The sequence below is a fragment of the Verminephrobacter eiseniae EF01-2 genome, from assembly GCF_000015565.1.
In the GTDB taxonomy this organism is placed as follows: domain Bacteria; phylum Pseudomonadota; class Gammaproteobacteria; order Burkholderiales; family Burkholderiaceae_C; genus Acidovorax; species Acidovorax eiseniae.
In genome coordinates, this window is the sequence record NC_008786.1 from 1,836,502 (window position 1) to 1,855,728 (window position 19,227).

General features: G+C 67.7%; 20 protein-coding genes and 2 pseudogenes. 13 read left to right on the forward strand and 9 right to left on the reverse strand.

What is annotated here, in order from left to right; translation table 11 throughout:
* The first annotated feature begins 43 nt into the window (after window positions 1-43).
* Window positions 44-904 (forward strand): archaetidylserine decarboxylase, encoded by an 861-nt coding sequence (asd, locus tag VEIS_RS08040; protein ID WP_011809414.1) that lies wholly within the window; start codon window positions 44-46, stop codon window positions 902-904.
* Window positions 905-912: 8 nt separating this feature from the next.
* Here asd and VEIS_RS08045 read toward each other — a convergent pair whose 3' ends face one another.
* The 3 genes from VEIS_RS08045 to VEIS_RS08055 form a co-directional block, all read right to left on the reverse strand.
* Window positions 913-1,122, reverse strand: a complete 210-nt coding sequence (locus tag VEIS_RS08045) for a hypothetical protein (protein WP_011809415.1) — start codon at window positions 1,120-1,122, stop codon at window positions 913-915.
* Between the two features lie 116 nt (window positions 1,123-1,238).
* Window positions 1,239-2,234 (reverse strand): 4-hydroxy-3-methylbut-2-enyl diphosphate reductase, encoded by a 996-nt coding sequence (gene ispH / locus VEIS_RS08050; RefSeq protein WP_011809416.1) that lies wholly within the window; start codon window positions 2,232-2,234, stop codon window positions 1,239-1,241.
* A complete protein-coding gene (locus tag VEIS_RS08055; RefSeq protein ID WP_011809417.1) occupies window positions 2,234-2,698 on the reverse strand; it encodes an FKBP-type peptidyl-prolyl cis-trans isomerase in 465 nt (154 codons plus the stop codon). Before VEIS_RS08055 ends, ispH begins: the two co-directional genes overlap by 1 nt.
* 57 nt (window positions 2,699-2,755) lie before the next feature.
* On the opposite strand from VEIS_RS08055, the gene radC reads away from it, so the two are divergent.
* A complete protein-coding gene (radC, locus tag VEIS_RS08060; RefSeq protein ID WP_011809418.1) occupies window positions 2,756-3,469 on the forward strand; it encodes a RadC family protein in 714 nt (237 codons plus the stop codon).
* A 66-nt stretch (window positions 3,470-3,535) separates the two neighbouring features.
* Here radC and VEIS_RS08065 read toward each other — a convergent pair whose 3' ends face one another.
* Window positions 3,536-4,750: a DesA family fatty acid desaturase gene (locus VEIS_RS08065; protein WP_011809419.1), complete on the reverse strand. Its 1,215-nt coding sequence runs from the start codon at window positions 4,748-4,750 to the stop codon at window positions 3,536-3,538.
* Between the two features lie 74 nt (window positions 4,751-4,824).
* Here VEIS_RS08065 and VEIS_RS28430 point away from each other — a divergent pair, with 74 nt between their 5' ends.
* Window positions 4,825-5,031 carry a hypothetical protein gene (locus VEIS_RS28430; RefSeq protein WP_157048442.1) on the forward strand — a complete coding sequence of 69 codons (207 nt, stop codon included), beginning with the start codon at window positions 4,825-4,827 and terminating at the stop codon, window positions 5,029-5,031.
* Between the two features lie 122 nt (window positions 5,032-5,153).
* On the forward strand, window positions 5,154-5,537 hold the full coding sequence (locus tag VEIS_RS08070) for an Hsp20/alpha crystallin family protein (RefSeq protein ID WP_041949894.1): 384 nt from the start codon (window positions 5,154-5,156) through the stop codon (window positions 5,535-5,537).
* Between the two features lie 120 nt (window positions 5,538-5,657).
* Here VEIS_RS08070 and VEIS_RS08075 read toward each other — a convergent pair whose 3' ends face one another.
* Together VEIS_RS08075 and VEIS_RS31540 are read right to left on the reverse strand one after the other, a co-directional pair.
* A complete protein-coding gene (locus VEIS_RS08075; protein ID WP_041949895.1) occupies window positions 5,658-5,837 on the reverse strand; it encodes a hypothetical protein in 180 nt (59 codons plus the stop codon).
* Between the two features lie 24 nt (window positions 5,838-5,861).
* Window positions 5,862-6,634: pseudogene (locus VEIS_RS31540) on the reverse strand (helix-turn-helix domain-containing protein).
* A gap of 117 nt (window positions 6,635-6,751) precedes the next feature.
* Here VEIS_RS31540 and VEIS_RS08090 point away from each other — a divergent pair.
* From VEIS_RS08090 to VEIS_RS08100, 3 genes are all read left to right on the forward strand, one after another.
* Window positions 6,752-7,615: a hypothetical protein gene (locus VEIS_RS08090; protein WP_011809421.1), complete on the forward strand. Its 864-nt coding sequence runs from the start codon at window positions 6,752-6,754 to the stop codon at window positions 7,613-7,615.
* Between the two features lie 176 nt (window positions 7,616-7,791).
* On the forward strand, window positions 7,792-9,726 hold the full coding sequence (locus VEIS_RS08095; RefSeq protein WP_011809422.1) for an MFS transporter: 1,935 nt from the start codon (window positions 7,792-7,794) through the stop codon (window positions 9,724-9,726).
* A 349-nt stretch (window positions 9,727-10,075) separates the two neighbouring features.
* On the forward strand, window positions 10,076-10,840 hold the full coding sequence (locus tag VEIS_RS08100; RefSeq protein WP_011809423.1) for an enoyl-CoA hydratase: 765 nt from the start codon (window positions 10,076-10,078) through the stop codon (window positions 10,838-10,840).
* A 29-nt stretch (window positions 10,841-10,869) separates the two neighbouring features.
* Here VEIS_RS08100 and VEIS_RS08105 read toward each other — a convergent pair whose 3' ends face one another.
* From VEIS_RS08105 to VEIS_RS08110, 3 genes are all read right to left on the reverse strand, one after another.
* Window positions 10,870-11,448, reverse strand: coding sequence for a class I SAM-dependent methyltransferase (locus VEIS_RS08105; protein ID WP_011809424.1), 579 nt, complete (start codon window positions 11,446-11,448; stop codon window positions 10,870-10,872).
* A 189-nt stretch (window positions 11,449-11,637) separates the two neighbouring features.
* Window positions 11,638-11,787, reverse strand: a complete 150-nt coding sequence (locus VEIS_RS28440) for a hypothetical protein (RefSeq protein ID WP_157048443.1) — start codon at window positions 11,785-11,787, stop codon at window positions 11,638-11,640.
* Window positions 11,788-11,910: 123 nt separating this feature from the next.
* The gene (locus VEIS_RS08110) at window positions 11,911-13,128 is read right to left on the reverse strand and encodes an MFS transporter (RefSeq protein WP_041950656.1); all 1,218 of its coding nucleotides are present in this window, start codon (window positions 13,126-13,128) and stop codon (window positions 11,911-11,913) included.
* A gap of 165 nt (window positions 13,129-13,293) precedes the next feature.
* On the opposite strand from VEIS_RS08110, the gene VEIS_RS08115 reads away from it, so the two are divergent.
* The 6 genes and pseudogenes from VEIS_RS08115 to VEIS_RS08140 all read left to right on the forward strand — a co-directional run bounded on the left by VEIS_RS08115 (window position 13,294) and on the right by VEIS_RS08140 (window position 19,134).
* Window positions 13,294-15,279, forward strand: a complete 1,986-nt coding sequence (locus VEIS_RS08115; RefSeq protein WP_011809427.1) for a DNA topoisomerase IV subunit B — start codon at window positions 13,294-13,296, stop codon at window positions 15,277-15,279.
* A 15-nt stretch (window positions 15,280-15,294) separates the two neighbouring features.
* Window positions 15,295-15,858, forward strand: a pseudogene (locus tag VEIS_RS08120) (lytic transglycosylase domain-containing protein); the annotation flags it as partial.
* Between the two features lie 375 nt (window positions 15,859-16,233).
* Complete coding sequence (locus tag VEIS_RS08125) at window positions 16,234-16,893, forward strand: cation transporter (RefSeq protein ID WP_011809428.1); 660 nt, start codon at window positions 16,234-16,236, stop codon at window positions 16,891-16,893.
* Between the two features lie 193 nt (window positions 16,894-17,086).
* Window positions 17,087-17,581, forward strand: coding sequence for a cupredoxin domain-containing protein (locus tag VEIS_RS08130; protein WP_011809429.1), 495 nt, complete (start codon window positions 17,087-17,089; stop codon window positions 17,579-17,581).
* 27 nt (window positions 17,582-17,608) lie between these two features.
* On the forward strand, window positions 17,609-18,133 hold the full coding sequence (locus tag VEIS_RS08135) for a DUF411 domain-containing protein (RefSeq protein ID WP_011809430.1): 525 nt from the start codon (window positions 17,609-17,611) through the stop codon (window positions 18,131-18,133).
* Window positions 18,130-19,134, forward strand: a complete 1,005-nt coding sequence (locus VEIS_RS08140) for a P1 family peptidase (RefSeq protein ID WP_011809431.1) — start codon at window positions 18,130-18,132, stop codon at window positions 19,132-19,134. The genes VEIS_RS08135 and VEIS_RS08140 overlap by 4 nt, the downstream gene beginning before the upstream one ends.
* The last annotated feature ends 93 nt before the right edge of the window (window positions 19,135-19,227 follow it).

Consider the following 19,227-nt stretch of genomic DNA (forward strand, 5'->3'; position numbering starts at 1 on the left):
AGAATCCGCCGCTTTGCCGCTCCACCGACGCAGGAAGACCGCCTTGCCCGACCGCCTTGCCGTACTGGCCCAATACGCTCTTCCCAAGCGCGCACTGACCACCTGGGCCGGCAAGTGGGCCTCGGCCCGGCTCGGTGGACTGACCACGGCGCTGATCCGCCGCTTCGTTGCGCGCTACGACGTGAACATGGCCGAGGCGGCCAACCCCGACATGGCAGGCTACGCCTCGTTTAACGACTTCTTCACGCGCGCGCTCCAGCCCGGCGCCCGCCCGCTGGCCCGGGCGGACCTGATCTGCCCGGTGGACGGCGCCATCAGCCAGTTCGGCCGCATCGGGAAAGACCGGATTTTTCAGGCCAAGGGCCATGCCTACTCCACCACGGCACTACTGGGCGGCGATGCGGCGATGGCGGCGCGCTTCGACGATGGCCATTTCGCCACGCTGTACCTGAGCCCGCGCGACTACCACCGCGTCCACATGCCCTGCGCGGGGGAGTTGACGCGCATGGTGCATGTGCCGGGCGAGCTGTTTTCGGTGAACCCGGCGACGGCATGTGTGGTGCCGGGCCTGTTTGCCCGCAACGAGCGGGTGGTGTGCGTTTTCGAGTCCGCCCCGGGCCCCGGAGGTCCGTTTGCGCTGGTGCTGATCGGCGCCGCCATCGTGGGCAGCATGGCCACCGTGTGGCATGGCCAGGTGAATCCGCCCCGCCCCGGCACGCTGCGGCAGTGGGACTACGCCAAAGGACAGGTGCGCCTGCAGCAGGGCCAGGAGATGGGGCGCTTCCTGCTGGGCTCGACGGTGGTGCTGCTGCTGCCTCGGGGGCCCTTGCAGTTCAACCCGCAGTGGGCGCCGGCCCGGCCGATCATGCTCGGCCAAGCCATGGCGCAGCGCTGTGCGGACTGAGGGGCATGTCACGGCCGGTCGGGAACGCGCCGGCGATGAAAGGCCGTCGGCGCCAGTTGCAGCGCGTCGGGGTGCACCGGTGTGTCATGCCCGACCAGATACACCATCAGCGCATTGCGGCGGATCAGCACATGGCTGATGGTCTCATGCTGCGCGCCCCACTGCACCGGGGCGCCGGGCTTGAAAAGGCGCATGTAAAAGTAGGCCGCCGGGTCCATGAGGGTGTGGCTCCATTACGCAATGGCCGCAGAAGATGGGCAGGCCATGGTAGGCATTTGCCCATCCACCGGCAAGACGGCCTGCCAAGCGCCAGGGTCTTCGGCCCCCCGGCCCCTCATTCCTGCGCCGGCCCGGACTGCGTCATGCGCGCCATGGTCGACAGGTCGGTGGCGGCGGCCATCCGAAGCCCCTTGGGCAGCGGGAATTTGGTGGTCTCCTCGATGCCGGCCATGCTGCGCACCGACACGGCGCCCAATGCCTTGATGCGGTCGATCACCTGCCGGACCAGGATTTCCGGGGCCGAGGCCCCGGCGGTCAGCCCCACGCGCGCCAGGCCGTCAAACCACTCGGCCTGAAGCTCGTCGGCGCTGTCGACCATGTACGCCGTGGTGCCCAGCTTGGTGGCCAATTCGCGCAGGCGGGTGCTGTTGGAACTGGTGGGGCTGCCGACCACGATCACCACGTCCACCTGCGGGCTGAGCAGTTTCACGGCGTCCTGCCGGTTCTGGGTGGCGTAGCAGATGTCCTGCTGCTTGGGCTCGCGCACACCGGGAAAGCGCGTGCGCACGGCCGCTGCGATCTCGGCGGCATCGTCCACGCTCAACGTGGTCTGCGTGACCAGCGCCAGCTTGTGCGTTTGCGCGGGCCGCACCCGGGCCACGTCCGGCACGTCTTGCACCAGGTGAATGCCGTGTTCGAGCTGGCCCATGGTGCCTTCCACTTCGGGGTGGCCCTTGTGGCCGATCATGATGAACTCATAGCCCTGCTTGGCGAGCTTGGCCACTTCGACATGCACCTTGCTCACCAGCGGGCAGGTGGCGTCGAAAATGCTAAATCCCCGGGCCTGCGCCTCCTGCTGCACGGCCCGGCTCACGCCATGGGCGCTGAAGACCAGGGTGGCGCCGGGCGGCACATCGGCGAGCATTTCGATGAAGACCGCGCCCTTGGCCCGGAGGTCGTTGACCACGTAGGTGTTGTGCACGATCTCATGGCGCACGTAGATCGGCGCGCCGAACTTCTGTATTGCGCGCTCGACGATTTCGATCGCCCGGTCGACTCCGGCGCAAAAGCCGCGCGGCTCGGCCAACAAAATATGCTGAGGGGGCGCCATCACAGGACTCCGATCAGATGCACTTCAAACGTCACCGGCTGGCCCGCCAGCGGGTGGTTGAAGTCGAACCGCACCGCCCCGTCGTCGCGCACCTGCAGCACGGCGCCGGCGTAGTGGCCCTGCCCGTCGGGCGTCGGAAACTGCACCATGTCGCCCACGCCGTAATGCGCGCCAGGCGCGCCCAGTTCATCGAGCAGTTTCCTGCTCACCCACTGCTGCATGGCGCCATTGCGCGCGCCAAAGGCCTCGCCAGCGGCCAACTCGAACGTGGCGCGCGTGCCCTCGGCCAGGCCCAGCAGGCGCTGCTCCACGGCAGGAGCCAATTGCCCCTGGCCCAGCGACAAGGTGGCAGGCTTGTCGGCAAAGGTGTTGATCACATCCCCCGCCGGGCCTGCCAGGCGGTAATGCAGCGTCAGAAAGGAGCCCGGCTGGACGGTGCTCGGGGGGATGTCGATGGCAGTCATGAAAGTCCCGATAAACTGGCCTGCATTGTAGAAAACCGAAGCAAACCCTGTTGCGCCATGGCCCTCAAAGACCTGCCCGCCGATGCCCAGCCGCGTGAGAAACTGCTGGCGCGCGGCCCCGCCACACTGGCCGATGCCGAACTGCTGGCCATCTTGCTGCGCACCGGCATCATGGGCAAAGGCGTGTTGCAGATGGCGCAGGAATTGTTGGATCCCCCCGGGGTAGACGCCGCCACCGGACAACCCACCGGCGGCTTTGGCGGCATTGCCGGGTTGCTGCACGCCAGCGCCGCCGATCTGGAGCGCATCAAGGGCCTGGGCCCGGCCAAGCGCGCCGAACTGGTGGCGGTGCTGGAACTGGCCCGCCGCGCGCTGGCCCAGCAACTGCGCGAATGCGCGGTTTTCGACACTCCCGATGCCGTCAAGCACTACCTGCAGCTACAACTGGCAGCCAAGGGCCACGAGGTGTTTGCCGTGCTGTTCCTGGACAACCAGAACCGCCTGCTGGCGATGGAAGAATTGTTTCGCGGCACGCTCACGCAGACCAGCGTGTACCCGCGCGAAGTGGTGCTGCACGCGCTGCACCACCGGGCCGCCGCCGTGGTGCTGGCGCACAACCACCCCAGCGGCAGCGTACAGCCGAGCCGCGCCGACGAAGCGCTCACGCAGACCCTCAAGAGCACGCTGGCGCTGGTGGATGTGCGCGTGCTCGACCATGTGATCGTGGCGCCGGGCCAGGCGCTGTCGATGGCAGAAATGGGCTTGCTGTGATGCGGTGGCCGCCCCCTGCGACGGGGCCTCCCACCAGTGAACGCCAGCCGATGCCGCTGGCGCGGATCACACCCGCACGGCACGCAAGCCGATCGAGAAATCGCGCAGCGCGGCAATCCCGCTGCTCTCGGCCCGCCTGCACCAGGCTTGCAGACCCGCCGTCAACTGCTCGCGCGACTGCGAGGTGTTGAGCCACAGTTGGCGCAGTTCCTCGCGCATGGTCAGCATCTTGTCGAGCGCGGGGTGGGCTGCGCGCACCAAGGCCAACTGGGGCACGGCCCGGGCCGGCACCCGCTGCGCATCGCGGTGCAGCCAGCGCCTGGCGGCCTTGAGCATGGACAGGTCGCCATGATGCGCTTGCAATGCCGCCATCTCGGCCTTGCAGGCCTGGCGCACACCACGGGCGTAGCTTGCCATCACCTCGTAGCGATGGGCGATCAAAGCCTCCAGGGTCTTTTCATCGGCCATGGGCCGCAGGTCACCGAGTTGCAACTTGGGCGGCAGTTTCCTGACCGTGGCCCAGCCGATCTTTTGCAGCAGGCGGATGTAAACCCAGCCCATGTCGAACTCATACGGCTTGACCGAGAACTTGGCCGAGGTCGGATAGGTGTGGTGGTTGTTGTGCAATTCTTCGCCACCGATGATCAGGCCCCAGGGCGACAGATTGGTGCTGGCGTCGGGCACCTCGAAATTGCGATAGCCCCAGTAATGGCCCAGCCCGTTGACCACACCTGCGGCCCAAAAAGGAATCCAGAGCATTTGCACGGCCCACACGGCGGCGCCCAAAGCGCCGAACAGGGCCAGGTCCAGGATCAGCATCAGGCCGATGCCAAGCCCGCTGTAGCGGCTGTAGACATTGCGCTCGATCCAGTCATCGGGCGTGCCATGGCCGAACTTGCGCAGCGTTTCCAGGTTCCCGGCCTCGGCGCGGTACAACTCGGCGCCGCGCCACAGCACGGCGTTCAGGCCGCGCACCTGGGGGCTGTGCGGATCGGCCGCCGTTTCGCACTTGGCGTGGTGCTTGCGGTGGATGGCCACCCATTCCCGGGTCACCATGCCGGTGCCGAGCCAGAGCCAAAAGCGCAGGCCATGCGCGGCAATGGCATGCAAATCGAGCGCCCGGTGCGCCTGGGCGCGGTGCAGGAAGATCGTGACCGCAGCAATGGTGACATGGGTCGTCGCCAAGGTGTACAGCACGATCTGCCACCAGGCCAGGCGCCACGACCCATGGCCCAGCCAGTCAATGGCAGCGTTCAACACAGCCCAATCGGGTAACAGCATATTCGACAAGCCTCACGACACGACAAAAGGTCCGCTGCGCCTGTTCTGCCCGCGCCAGCGGCGCTTCGATTCTAGTGTCACGTCACCGACCATCTGTCGGTCTGCGCTGGCCATCGAAGCGCAGCGCGGCGTTGCATCGCTTGCCAATACGCTCGGTATCGGCCGCGCGCTGCGCCTTGCGCTGCGCTCCGATGGCTGCGCGCAGCCTACGACATCTGATCGGTGACGCGACACCAGGCCCGGCGCGCACCGGCGGGGCCGGTGGGGTCCGCCGCGCCTGATTTCAAGCCCATGGAGCGCAATTCATCGATGCGGCTGCGTCCTTGAAATGCCGCACGACCATACACATTTGCCGGGCATGCGGCGACCATGTCGGGAGCCGCCCAATGCACAGGAGTTCACCATGATCTTCGCCCCCATGATTGGCCGCGCCACCTACACCCCCCGTTCTGCCGACCTGGCGTTGCAGCGTTTTCTGCTCGGAACGCTGGCCCAGCCGGTGGCCGCGCACGCTGCAGGCTGCACCGTCACCCAGGACGACAAAAGCATCACCTTGCAACTGGATGTGCCCGGGCTGAGCCGCGAGCAATTGCAGATCAGCATTGAAAGCAACATGGTGCGCCTGCAAAGCGTGCCCGACGCGCCACGCCAAGTGCAACGCACCTGGGAATTGGCCGGCGAGGTGGACGCCGCTGCCAGCAGCGCCAAGCTGGAAAACGGTGTGCTGACGCTGACCCTGGCCCGGGTGGAACCGGCCAGCAAAGCCACGACGTTGAGCATCCATTGAACCGGCGCGTGTCCCGGCCGGGGCCAGCCGGCGGGCCACTGCCCCTGCAGGCGCGGGGGCACCTTCGCTTGCCGCGCCCGAACGCTGCAAGCTCTGCTGGCAGCCCGGTCATGCGGTGCATCAGGAGCACCGGGTGCGCCAGGCCCATGCAGGCGGGATGCGGGCGCTCTTGACGGTGGTCTGCGTGCCCATCGGGCCTGCTGTCTGCCGGTCGTGGGTGCGAGCGCGGGCGCGGTCGCCGCGTGGGCGCTTGCGCGGGGCTTGCGTGCTGCGCGCGGGCGCGGCTTCATGGGCAGTCATTTGCGTGGCGGCACACCCAGCCATTTATCGCCGCATGTCGGCAAATACCTGGAACTCCCAGTTGCGCATGGCCAGCAGCAAGGTGTAGCCGCTGCGTTCGCGCTCGGGCATTTTCTGGTCGGCAAGGTGTTGTTGCGCGAAGTCCCGGGCCACGCGCTGCATGCGCTCCATGAATGCGGGCGTCAGGCTGCGGCCGATTGCGCCGTGCACCAGCAGCATGCATTCGCCTGGTCCGTCAAAGCCGCCGCCGAAGTAGTCGAGCAGGGCGTGCGCGCGAAAGTAGTTCATCACCGGCCCGTCGGGGCGCCAGCGGAAGGTCTTGGCCCGTTGCAGGCGGTAGCGGTTCAGGGGGCGCAGTGCGATGACGCCGATGCGGTCGAGCTGCGCCAGGTACTCGATGCCCTCGGCCTCGGTCAGGCGGTAGCTGCTGCAGACCTGCTCCAGCGTCCACTGGCTGAGCACGCAGAGGGCCATCAGCAGCAATTTCTTGTCGCCGACCACGGCCTGTTCCTGCTAGTGTCGCGTCACGGATCAGATGTCGTAGGCTGCGCGCAGCCATCGGAGCGCAGCGCAAGGCGCAGCGCGCAGCCCATACCGAGCTGTATTGGCAAGCGATGCAACGCCGCGATGCGCTTCGATGGCCAGCGCAGACCGACAGATGATCCGTGACGCGACACTCGTTGCTTGAGCTGCGATGGCGCGTCGGCCACGCGGCGCGCCAGGTCGGCAAAGTCCAGCGTCAGCGCGCGGCAGATCGCGTCGATGCGCGACAGCGGCATGTCGCCCCTGGCCAGCATGCGCTTGACGCTGGTGGCTTGGCAGGACCTTTGTGCTATTTTTTGCTACGGCGCCGGGCTTGCCGAACATACTGTGCGGCATTGATTCCCCACCCCTCGTTCACGGAGACGATGAGCATGCATTTCCTTTTTCTCCACCACTGCCGGCGCCCCCCGGCCTGGTCACGCGCTGAAACCGGGCTGCTGCTGGGCGCGGTGGCGCTGCTGGCGGTGGCCTGGTTCGGGCCGGCGCTGCCGGCCAGCGTGCAGCAGCACGACTTTGCCGACCTGCGCACGCTCTGGGGCATTCCCTGCGCGATGGATGTGCTGAGCAATCTGCCGTTTGCGTTCGCCGGCCTGTATGGCCTGGTCGTGCTGCGCCGCGTGGGACCGGCCATGCCCGATGCCGCATCGCGTGCCTCGGCCACGCTGTTCTTTGCCGGCCTGCTGTGCACGGCGGCGGGCTCTGCGGTGTACCACTGGCAGCCGCAGGATGCGGGTTTGCTGTGGGACCGGCTGGGCATGGTCCTGCCTTTTGCCGGTTTGCTGGGGCTGACTGCGGCCAACCGTGTGAGTGAGCGATCGGGCTGGGCCGTCGCCGCCGCCGTGCTGCTGGCCGGGCCGCTGGCCCTGCTGTGGTGGTCGTACCGGGGCAATTTGTTGCCCTGGGCCGTGGTGCAGTTCGGTGGCATGTCGGTGGTGTTGGTGCTGGCCTTCGTGCCGCGCCGCGCGGGCGCGCTGGCGCTGTATCCGGGGGCGGTGATTGCGCTGTATGCGCTGGCCAAGCTGTTCGAGGCGGCGGACCATGCGGTGTTCGGGGCCACCGCGCAGTGGGTGTCGGGCCACAGCCTCAAGCATGTGCTGGCGGCAGGCGCGGCCTGGCCGGTGTTGTCGGCATTGGCGGCGTTGCACAGCGACAGGCCCGGCGTGTCGCACACCACCATGCGCTCCCCGTGGGCGCAGGAAAGCACCAGCCAACCGCAGACCGGGGCCGGCGCGTGAGCGCCGCCCGGCCGCCCGAAGGCGCTCGAACCGCAGCCGAAGGCGAAGGTACTCCATCCTTCGCCGCCCGGCCGCCCGAAGGCGCTCATACCGTAGCCGGAGGCGAAGGTGCCCCATCCTTCGCCGCCCGGCCGCCCGAAGGCGCTCATACCGTAGCCGAAGGCGAAGGTGCTCCAGTGAACCCCGAAACTTCCTTGGCCGGCGTGGCGCAGCCGCATGCAGACCCGAACCAGTTCGCCCTGTTGCAGCAGCGGCGTTTTGCGCCGTTCTTCTGGACGCAGTTCCTGGGCGCTGCGAACGACAATCTGTTCAAGTTTGCGTTCACGGTGATGGTGACTTACCAACTCAGTGTGTCGTGGCTGCCGCCGGCGATGGCGGGGCTGGTGATCGGTGCGCTGTTCATCCTGCCGTTCCTGTTGTTTTCAGCCACCTCGGGGCAGTTCGCCGACAAGTACGACAAGACCCGCATGATCCGCTGGGTGAAGAGCCTGGAGATTGCCATCATGCTGGTGGCGGCGGGCGGGTTCATCGCCGGCCAGGTGCCGGTGCTGCTGCTGTGCACCTTTTTGATGGGCCTTCATTCCACGCTGTTCGGCCCGGTGAAGTACGCCTATCTGCCCCAGGTGCTCAGCGAGCGTGAGCTCACCGGGGGCAACGGCATGGTCGAGATGGGCACGTTCGTCGCCATCTTGCTGGGCAATGTGGCCGGCGGCCTGCTGGCGGCCCTGCCCGGCGTGGGCCATGCCAGCGTGGCGGCGGGCTGCGTGCTGGTCGCGCTGCTCGGGCGTGCGGTGGCGCAGTTCGTCCCCCCGGTGCCAGCCACCGACCCGGGGCTCAGGATCAACTGGAACCCTTTCACGGAAACCTGGCGCAACCTCCAACTGGCGCAGCAGAGTGTGGTGGTGTTCCGCTCGCTGCTGGGCATTAGCTGGATGTGGTTCTTTGGCGCGATGTTTCTGTCGCAGTTTCCGAGCCTGGCCAAAGAGGTGCTGCATGGCGACGAGCAGGTGGCCTCGCTGCTGCTGGTGGTGTTTTCCGTCGGCATCGGCATCGGCGCGCTGCTGTGCGAGCGGCTCTCGCGCCGCCATCTGGAGATCGGTCTGGTGCCGCTGGGGGCGATAGGCATGAGTGGGTTCGCGATCGACCTGTACTTTGCCGCGCGCAGCCTGCCGCCGGCGCAGGCCATGGGCCTGGCGGCCTTTCTGGCCCAGGGCGCGCATTGGCGCGTGCTGCTCGATCTGGCGCTGCTGAGCCTGTTTGCCGGCCTGTACAGCGTGCCGATGTACGCGCTGATACAGATGCGCTGCCAGCCCACGCACCGCGCGCGCATCATTGCCGCGAACAACATCCTGAATGCGCTGTTCATGATCGCCAGCGCGCTGATTGCCGGCGCGCTGCTGGCAGCCGGCTGCACCGTGCCGCAGATTTTCCTGTTCACCGGCATTGCCAACGCGGTGGTGGCGTCCTACATCTTCATGCTGGTGCCCGAGTACCTGCTGCGCTGCGTGGCCTGGGTGGTGTCGCGCTTGGTGTACCGCTTCGAGGTGCAGGGCGATGAGAACCTGCCGGCCACGGGCGCCGCCATCCTGGCCTGCAACCATGTGAGCTTTGTCGATGCCGTGCTGCTGATGGCGGCCAGCCCCCGGCCGATCAGCTTTTTGATGGACCACCGCATCTTTCGCGTGCCGGTGCTCGGCGGGCTGTTCCGCTTGGCCAAGGCGATTCCGGTGGCGCCCCAACAGGAAGACCCCGCCACCTACCACGCAGCGTTCGAGCGTGCCGCGCAGGTGCTGCGCGCGGGCGGTCTGCTGGCCATCTTTCCCGAAGGCGGGGTCACCCGCGACGGGCAGTTGCAGGAGTTCAAGGGCGGGATCATGAAGATCCTGGAACGCGCCCGGGCCGACGGGGTGCAGGCGCCGGTGATCCCGATGGCGCTGACCAACCTGTGGGGCTCTTATTTCAGCCGCATCGAGCCTGGCGGCGCCATGGTGCGGCCCTGGCGCCGGGGCTTTTACAGCCGCGTGGGGCTGAACGTGGGGCCGCCCGTGGCGCCATCGGGCGTGCAGCCTGCGTTGCTGCGCACGCGGGTGGCTGACCTGCTCCGGGCCTGAGCCGGGTCGGCGCGCACTTCATCCGGCACGGCAAGGCGTTCGAGCGCGGGCAGCCGGGCGCCTGCGGGCAAGCCGCAGCGCCATCCGCTCCGTACCAGAAACGAGGGCCTCCGACGCCGACCCGGTGGAGGCCGGCGCGGGCGTGATCGGCCACGGCAGCGGGCTGTGCGCGCGCTGCGCCAGTGTGCCGTCCTTGTCTGCTGCCTGCCGGATCATCGGGCTGGCGCCCCGGCGCCGCCGGTGCTGCGTCTGTGCTGCATCTGCTGCCTGTGTGCGGCGCACCCTGCCCGCCCAACGCAAACAGGTATGCTGGCCCGGGTGTGAAAAACCCTGCGCCCGGCAACCACCCATGACCACCCACCTCCATCACGCCGCAGTCGCCCTGGACGAACGGGGCATCGCCACCGTCACGATCCGCAATGCCGGAGCGCTGAACATTCTTTCCTCGCCCGTGCTGCTGGACCTGATCGCGGCGTTCGAGGCGCTGGCGCAAGAACCGGTGCTCAGGGTTGCCATCTTGCGGGGCACCGGCGACAGGGCCTTCGTGGCCGGTGCCGACATCAAGGAGATGGGGGCGCTGGCGCCAGAAACGGCGCCGGCCTTCATCGACCGGCTGCGGCGCTTGTGCGATGCGGTGCGCTGCTTGCCCGTCCCGGTGATCGCCCGCGTCGCTGGCTGGGCCTTGGGCGGGGGGCTGGAGCTTGCCGCTGCCTGCGACCTGCGCTATGCCAGCAACCGGGCGCAGCTCGGGATGCCGGAGGTCAAGATCGGCATTCCATCGATCATCCACGCCGCCTTGCTGCCCCGCCTGATCGGCAACGCCCGCGCCAACTGGCTGCTGCTGACCGGCGAGAGCATAGCCGCCGCCCAGGCGCTGTCCTGGGGGCTGATCGACGCCAGCCTTCCTTTGGATCGCCTCGATGCCGAAATAGCGCATCTGGCGGGCAGCATCGCCGGCTACGGCCCGATGGTCATGCGCCAGCAAAAGCGGCTCATCCGCGAGTGGATGGATGCGCCGCTGCCCCAGGCCATCGCCGATGGCGTTCAGGAGTTTGCCAACGCCTTCGATACCGGCGAGCCGCAGCGCTACATGGCCGCATTGGCCCGGAAATAGCGCCAACAGCCGCCGCGCCGGGGCGCGGGTCAACGCAAGGGATACCGCGCGGGGCGCCCGGACTGCGGGTGCTCCCGCAGCGCTGCAATGCGTTGCACGAAGCGCGCAGGCTGCGGCACGAAACCGTCCTCGTAGCCCAGCACGCGCAAAGCGGCGCAGGCGCCGAGCAGTTCGCCGGGGCGCAGCAGAAATTCCGCCCGGGTGGGCCGGCCCACGGTTTCCTGGCCTTGCGCAAAGGTTTCGTAGATCAGCAGTCCGCCGGGCGCGACGCTGGCCACGATGACCGGCAACAAGGGGCGCCACAGATAGTTGGTGACCACCACCGCATCGAATCGCCGCCCGGGGAAAGCACCGCCTGGCTGCTCGGATTGCCTTTCGGCAAAGGGCCAGGGGCCGGCCTCGATGTCGGCACAGATCATCTCGCCCAGATCGGCGCAGGCCGCCAGCGCCTGGGCCGAGCGGTCCAGCCCGACGACGCAATGGCCCCGGCTGCGCAGCCAGCGCAAATGGCGTCCCGTGCCGCAGGCCACATCCAGCACCGTGCTGCCGGGCGCGATCAGCCCGGCCCAGCGGCAAACCCAGTCGGAGGGGGCATCGGTTGCGTGCATGCGGCCATGAAAAAATGGCTATCGGCGCTCGGTGGTATGCATCTGCGGCCCGAAAGGGGAGAGCGGGGAGAGCGCCCGGCGGTACCCATTCCATTCCTGAATCGTTCGTGAACGCGAAGGCGGAGCGCAGACAGTGCGGCTGTACGGCAAGCGAGGCCGACAAAGTGCACGGATGATGCAGGAATGGAATCAGAAGCAGGCCCATACCTGCCCGGCCAGCAGCAGCATGAATTCGGGCATGGTGTACAGGGCAAACACCAGCAGGCACAGCAGCAGCGCCACCGCCTGGGCCAGCCAGCGCCGCGCCACGGGTTTTGTCGGAGGGGGGCTATCGTTCATCGTGCACATGTCCGGGTTGGCTGCACTGCGTTGCGCGTCGAACTGGATAGTGATGGCCGGCGTTGCGTGGTCAAGCCGATGGCGCGATGTTGCGTGGTCAAGCCGATGGCACGACGTTGCGCGTCAAGCCGATAGCGCGACGTTGCGCGCTATGGGCCTTTCCTTGATCGGAAGGTTCACCAGCGCCGCAAACAGGCCCAGGCCGATGGAGATGAACCAGACGATGTCGTAGCTGCCGGTGACGTCATACAGATAGCCGCCGAGCCATACGCCGATGAAACTGCCGATCTGGTGGCCGAAAAACACAAAGCCGCCCAGCATCGACAGGTGCTGTATGCCGAAGATCTGGGCGATGGTGGCATTGGTCAGCGGGATGGTCGACAACCACAGCGCGCCCATCACGGACGAGAAGATGTACACCGATGCCGGCGACAGCGGCACCAGCAAGAAGATGGTGATCGACACGGCCCGCGCCGAGTAGATGAAGGCCAGCAGATAGCGCTTGGGCAGGTGCTGGCCCAGCACGCCGGCGATGTAGGTGCCAAATACGTTGAACAGTCCGATCAGCGCCAGCGAATAGCTGGCCACCTGGGGCGACAGGCCATGGTCTTTGAGGTAGCTGGGCATGTGCACGCCAATGAACACCACCTGAAAGCCGCACACGAAGTAGCCCATCATCAGCAGTGTAAAGCTCGGGTAGCGCAGCGCCTCGCCCAGCGCCTGCACGATGGTCTGGTCGCGTTTGACCGGGGTAGCGCCCCCGAACCCGGGCTCGCGCAGGCCAAAAGCCAGCGGCACGATCAGCAGCACCATCAGCGCCAGCGCCAGCAGCGCCTGCTGCCAGCCCAAGCCGGCGATCAGCCAGCCTTCCACGGGCACCATCAGGAACTGGCCGAACGAGCCGGCCGCTGCCGCCACGCCCATGGCCCAGGAGCGGCGCTCAGGGGCCAGTTGCCGGCCCAGCACGCCGTAGATCACGGCGTAGGTGGTGCCGGCCTGCGCCGCGCCAATCAGTATCCCGGCGCTCAGTGCAAACCAGGTCGGCGTGGGCGCCAGCGCCATGCCCACCAACCCCAGGCCGTAGAGCAGTGCGCCACCGATGAGCACACGAAAAGCGCCAAACCGGTCTGCGATCATGCCGACGAAAATGCCGACGATCCCCCAGGAGAGGTTCTGGATCGCAATCGCCAGCGCAAACGACTGGCGGGTCCAGCCCATCTCTTGCGTGATCGGCAGCAGCCATAGCCCGAAGCCATGGCGTATGCCCATCGACAGGGTCACGACGGACGCCCCGCAGATCAAGACCTGGAGCATGGACAGTTTGGGAGGATGGGTAGGCATCGCAGCAATATAGCGCGATTGCATCTGCTCCGCTGGCGCACCGCGGCTGCCATGCCAGCGCCGCTGCCGCTGCATGGCAGGCCGGGCCAGGTTTCCAACTGTTCCAACTGTGAAACTGTTTTTTTATCCAGCTTTTGCTGCACTGCCACATTACAATCGGCCCCCATGTCTGCCAAACCCTCCCGCCTGCCCACGAGCGGCGTCTACTCCGAAGGCTCGATCCGCGTCCTCAAGGGCCTGGAGCCTGTCCGGCAGCGCCCGGGCATGTACACCCGCACCGACAACCCGCTGCATATCACCCAGGAGGTGCTGGACAACGCGGCCGACGAGGCACTGGCCGGCTACGGCAAAAAGATCAAGGTCACGCTGCACATCGATGGCTCGGTGAGCGTCGAGGACGACGGGCGCGGCATTCCGTTTGGCATGCACCCCGAAGAAAAGGCGCCGGTGATCGAGTTGGTCTTCACCCGGCTGCACGCGGGAGGCAAATTCGACAAGGGCCAGGGCGGCGCCTACAGCTTCTCGGGCGGCCTGCATGGCGTGGGGGTGAGCGTGACCAATGCGCTGACCACGCGCCTGGAAGCCACCAGCCACCGCGAGGGCCAGCTCGCGCGCCTGGTGTTCTCGGGGGGCGCAGTCATCGAGCCCCTGCGCACCCGGCCGCTGGCATCCGGCGAGCGCCGGCAGGGCACCACGGTGCGCCTGTGGCCCGATGCCCAATACTTTGAATCCTGCGCCCTGCCCATGGGCCCGCTGTGCCAGCTACTGCGCAGCAAGGCGGTGCTGATGCCGGGCCTGTGCGTCTCGCTGCTCAACGAGAAAACGCGCGACACGCAAACCTGGCAGTACCAGGGCGGCCTGCGCGACTACCTGGCGCAGAACCTGAGCGCCGACCCGGTGATCCCGCTGTTCGAGGGCGCCGCTTTTGCCGACGGCAGCCATGAGAGCTTTGCCGAAGGCGAGGGCGCCGCCTGGTGCCTGGCCTTTACCGAAGACGGCCCGCCGATACGCGAGAGCTACGTCAACCTGATTCCCACCAGCGCCGGCGGCACGCACGAAAGCGGCCTGCGCGATGGCCTGTTCAACGCCGTCAAGAGCTTCATCGAGTTGCACAGCCTGCTGCCCAAGGGCGTGAAATTGCTGCCCGAAGACATGTTTGCGCGTGCCAGCTACGTGCTGTCGGCCAAAGTGCTGGACCCGCAGTTCCAGGGCCAGATCAAGGAGCGCCTGAACTCGCGCGACGCCGTGCGCCTGGTCTCGGGCTTCGTGCGCCCGGCGCTGGAGCTTTGGCTGAACCAGCATGTCGAGTACGGCAAGAAACTGGCCGAACTGGCCATCAAGGCCGCGCAGACGCGCCAGAAGGCCGGCCAGAAGGTGGAAAAACGCAAAGGCTCGGGCGTGGCCGTGCTGCCGGGCAAGCTCACCGACTGCGAGAGCCGCGACACGGCGCACAACGAGGTCTTCCTGGTCGAGGGCGACTCGGCCGGGGGCAGCGCCAAAATGGGCCGCGACAAGGAAAGCCAGGCCATCTTGCCGCTGCGCGGCAAGGTGCTCAACACCTGGGAGGTGGAGCGCGACCGGCTGTTTGCGAACAACGAAATCCACGACATCTCGGTGGCCATCGGCGTCGATCCGCATGGCCCGGATGACAGGCCCGACCTGACCGGCCTGCGCTATGGCAAGGTCTGCATCCTGAGCGATGCGGATGTCGACGGCGCGCACATACAGGTGCTGCTGCTGACCCTGTTCTTTCGCCACTTCCCGCAGTTGATCGCGACCGGCCACATCTATGTGGCCCGGCCCCCGCTGTTTCGCGTCGATGTGCCCGCGCGCGGCAAAAAGCCTGCGGCCAAGATGTACGCGCTCGACGCGGGCGAGTTGGCCGCCATCCTCGACAAATGCGCCAAAGAAGGCTTGGCGCGCGAGAAATGCCAGATCAGCCGCTTCAAGGGCCTGGGCGAGATGAATGCCGAGCAACTGTGGGAGACCACCTTGAACCCCGACACCCGGCGCCTGTTGCCGGTGCAACTGGGCGCGCTGGATTTTTCCGCCACCGAAGGGCTGATCACCAAACTCATGGGCAAAGGCGAGGCCGCCGCCCGGCGCGAGCTGATGGAACTGCACGGCGACGCGGTGGAGATCGACATCTGACCGGACCGCAGCGCCATGCCCCAAAAGAACCTGCTGCGCCTTTGCCTGCCGGGTGTGCTGCTGCTTTTCATGCAGCAACCGGCCCATGCCGACCAGGCGCCCCCCAGGCCCCACGCGCTGCCGACTGCGGGCGAGCGCCTGCTGGTCTTTTTCGATATCGCGCCGGCCTACAAGAGCGTCAAGCACCACCTGCGGGCCGCCGCCAAGATGCAGGGCGTGGATTACGCACTGCTGCAGGCGCTGATCGCCGCCGAGTCCGATTTCAATGCCACGGCCGTATCGCCCAAGGGCGCGGTGGGCCTGATGCAACTGATGCCGGCCACGGCCCAGCGCTTTGGCGTGCGCGCCGATGCGCAGCGCACGGTGGAGCAAAAGCTGGCCGACCCGGCAGTGAATGTGTCCACCGGCGCCCGCTACCTGCGCTATCTGCTCGATCTGTTTGCCGGCCGCATCGATCTGGCCGTGGCGGCCTACAACGCGGGCGAGGGGGCGGTGCAAAAGGCCGGCAACCAGGTCCCGGACTTCAGGGAAACCCGCAACCATGTGCGCACGGTGCTGGATCTGTACGCGCTGCTCCAGGCCGCCGGCCAGCAGGGCGGTTTCCCGCAACCCGATTGAACCCGTAGCCGAACCCGCAGCCCACAGCCCACAGGGCAGCGCCATCCTTGCAATGCCCTGGCAGAGGTGGCGTCGGTTGCCGCGTCACGCCGGCAATGTGGCGTCGTTTCTTGCGGCAGGCCGTGGGGTTGCGCGGACATGCCAGAAGTGCCCGCTGGCCGCCGCAACGCGCGCAGGCGCGAACCCGCCGGTGGCTGGACGGGTCGTTCGATGCAGAGGCTTGCAAACCCGGTGGGTGATCTGATCGACCGGGACGACGGAAGGCTTGACCATCGATCGACTCCAGGGTTTCAAATCGCGTCAGCGCTTTGCAAACCCTGTCTGGAGAAGAACACCATGTCGGCCCAATGCCATCACCACCAACATCGCCCCGATCACCACGGCGCCAGCGCCGACCCGCGTTACCGGCGCATCCTGTGGGTTGCGCTCATCGTCAATGCCGCCATGTTCGCGCTGGAGTTGGGCGCGGGCCTGCGCTCGGGCTCGGCAGCGTTGCTCGGTGACGCCATCGACTTTCTGGGCGACGCCGCCAACTACGGCCTGTCGCTGTGGGTGCTGGCCATGGCCCTGGCCTGGCGCGCCCGCGCGGCCCTGGTCAAGGGGCTGAGCATGCTGGGGTTTGGCGTTTTCGTGATCGGGCGCGTGGCCTGGGGCGCGTGGCAGGGCATCCCGCCCGAGCCTTGGACCATGGGCAGCGTCGGCCTGCTTGCGCTGGCCGCCAACCTGGGCGTGGCTGCGCTGCTGTATGCCTGGCGCGACGGCGACGCCAACATGCGCGGCGTCTGGCTGTGCACGCGCAACGACGCATTGGGCAACCTGGCCGTGATGGGCGCCGCCCTGGGCGTGCTCGGCACCGGCACCATCTGGCCCGACCTGGCGGTGGCCGCCATCATGGCCGGATTGGCCATCAGCGGCGGCCGGAATGTGATCCGCCTTGCAACGCAAGAACTGGCCGAACTGGCCAATGGCACCACCGTGGCGCGACCGGGGCCGTGAGCCACGCGGGTGCGCCAGCACCCGCATTCCACATGCCGGTGCGCCAGCACCCCGCATTCCACATGCGGGTGCGCCGGCACCCGGCATTCCACGCGCCCGGCAACTGCGGGTACAGTTCGCGGGCGTGGCCGTCATACCCCCGCACCGTGGGCGCCCGGCGTCCAGCATCCACCCCCGCTTGCACCCAACGACCATGAACAAGACCCTTGTCGCCCTCACCCTTGCCCTGTGCGCCGGCGCATGCCGTGCCGATGACAAGGTCGCGCACGACGGCCACACCAGTGCCCCCTTGGCGCAGCAGCAAAAAGCCTGGGGCATCGCGGGCGACACCCGGGCCGTGGCCCGCACCATCACGCTGCGCATGACCGACGACATGCGCTTTACCCCGCGCCATATCGAAGTGCGCGAGGGTGAAACGGTACGCCTGCGCGCCCGCAACGAGGGCCAGGCGCTGCATGAAATCGTGCTCGGCACCAAGGCCGATCTCGACGCGCATGCCGCGCTGATGAGCCAGCACCCCGGCATGCAGCATGACGGGCCGTCAATGGCCCATGTGAAAGCCGGCCAGCAACGCGACATCGTATGGACCTTCAACCGCCCCGGCCAGTTTGACTTTGCCTGCCTGGTGGCGGGCCATTACCAATCCGGCATGACCGGCACCATCACCGTCCTGCCGCGCAAGCAGTGATGCGCCCGCCCCCCGAAAGAAAACACCATGCGCGACACCCGCACAGCACCACGCCGGACCAGCCGCCGCCAATGGCTTGCCGCCGCCCTGCCCCTGCTGGGCGCGGGCGGCCTCGTCGCGTCAGGGGCGGGCATGGCACGGGCTGCCAGCGCGATGGACGTATGGAAAGCCCCCGACTGCGGTTGCTGCCAACACTGGGTGCAGCACATGCAGGCCAATGGCTTTGAACTGGCCGTGCACGACAGCGGCAACAACGCCGTGCGCGCCCGCCTTGGCCTGCCGCAAAAATGGGGCTCATGCCACACCGCCCTGATCGACGGCTACCTGGTGGAAGGCCATGTGCCCGCCAGCGACGTGCGCACCCTGCTGCGCCAACGACCCAAGGCCCTGGGTCTGGCCGTGCCGGGCATGCCGATAGGCTCGCCCGGCATGGACGGCCCCGAATACGGCCGCCGCCACACCCCCTACGACGTGCTGCTGATCGCCCACGACGGCAGCGCCCGCGTCTTCAACAGCCACCCCGCCCCGGGGCAGCACCATCGACAGCCATGAAACCCTGTTTCGATGCCGGCCGCGCCGGCAGCATCACCCGCGTGCCCGGCATCGAGGCGGGCCACTTCACCGAAACCCGCCGCCCGACCGGCTGCACCGTGGTCATCGCCAGCGAGGGCGCGGTGGCGGGCGTGGATGTGCGCGGCGCAGCCCCCGGCACACGCGAGACGGACCTGCTCGCCCCCACCCACCTGGTGGACAAGGTGCACGCCATCATGCTGGCCGGCGGCAGCGCCTGGGGGCTGGATGCCGCCACCGGCGTCATGAACTGGCTGGAAGAGCAGGGCATGGGCCTGGATGTCGGCGTAGGCCGCCTGCCCCTCGTGCCTGCGGCCGTGCTGTTCGACCTGCAAGTGGGCGACATGCGCATACGCCCCGGCGCCGCCGCAGGCCATGCCGCCTGCGCAGACGCATCCTCGGAGGACCTGCCGGAAGGCAATGTGGGCGCCGGCACCGGCGCCACCATCGGCAAGGTCTTTGGCATGCAGTACGCGATGAAGGGCGGCATAGGCAGCGCATCGATCACGATCGATGGCGTGACCGTGGGCGCGCTGATTGCCTGCAACGCGCTGGGCGACGTGATCGACCCCGACACCGCCCGGGTGATTGCCGGCGCCCGCAGCGCCGACGGCCTGCGCCTGCGCGAAACCCGCCGCGCGCTACTGCACGGCGACCCGCCCCAACCCCTGCTGGCAGGCAGCAACACCACCATCGGCGTGGTGGCCACCGACGCCATCCTCACCAAGGCGCAGGCCCACCGCCTGGCCGTGGCCGCGCATGACGGCCTGGCCCGCAGCATCAACCCCGTGCACACCATGTCCGACGGCGACACCCTCTTTGCGCTGGGCACCGGCCGCACAGACCGGCGTCCGGGCATGTTGCTGCTGGCCACGCTGGCCGCCGAGGTCACGGCGATTGCAACGGCACGCGCCGCACGGGCAGCCCACTCCATCACGACGGCGCAAGGCCTGTATTTGCCCGGGGCGGCTGATTGGGGTTGAGTCCAGGCATTTCCGGATGGCCTGTGCCGACCTCGCCCATGTTTGCCGGGTGGTGCGCGGCGCTGGCAAAGCCCGGGAGAAAGTTCAACCCGA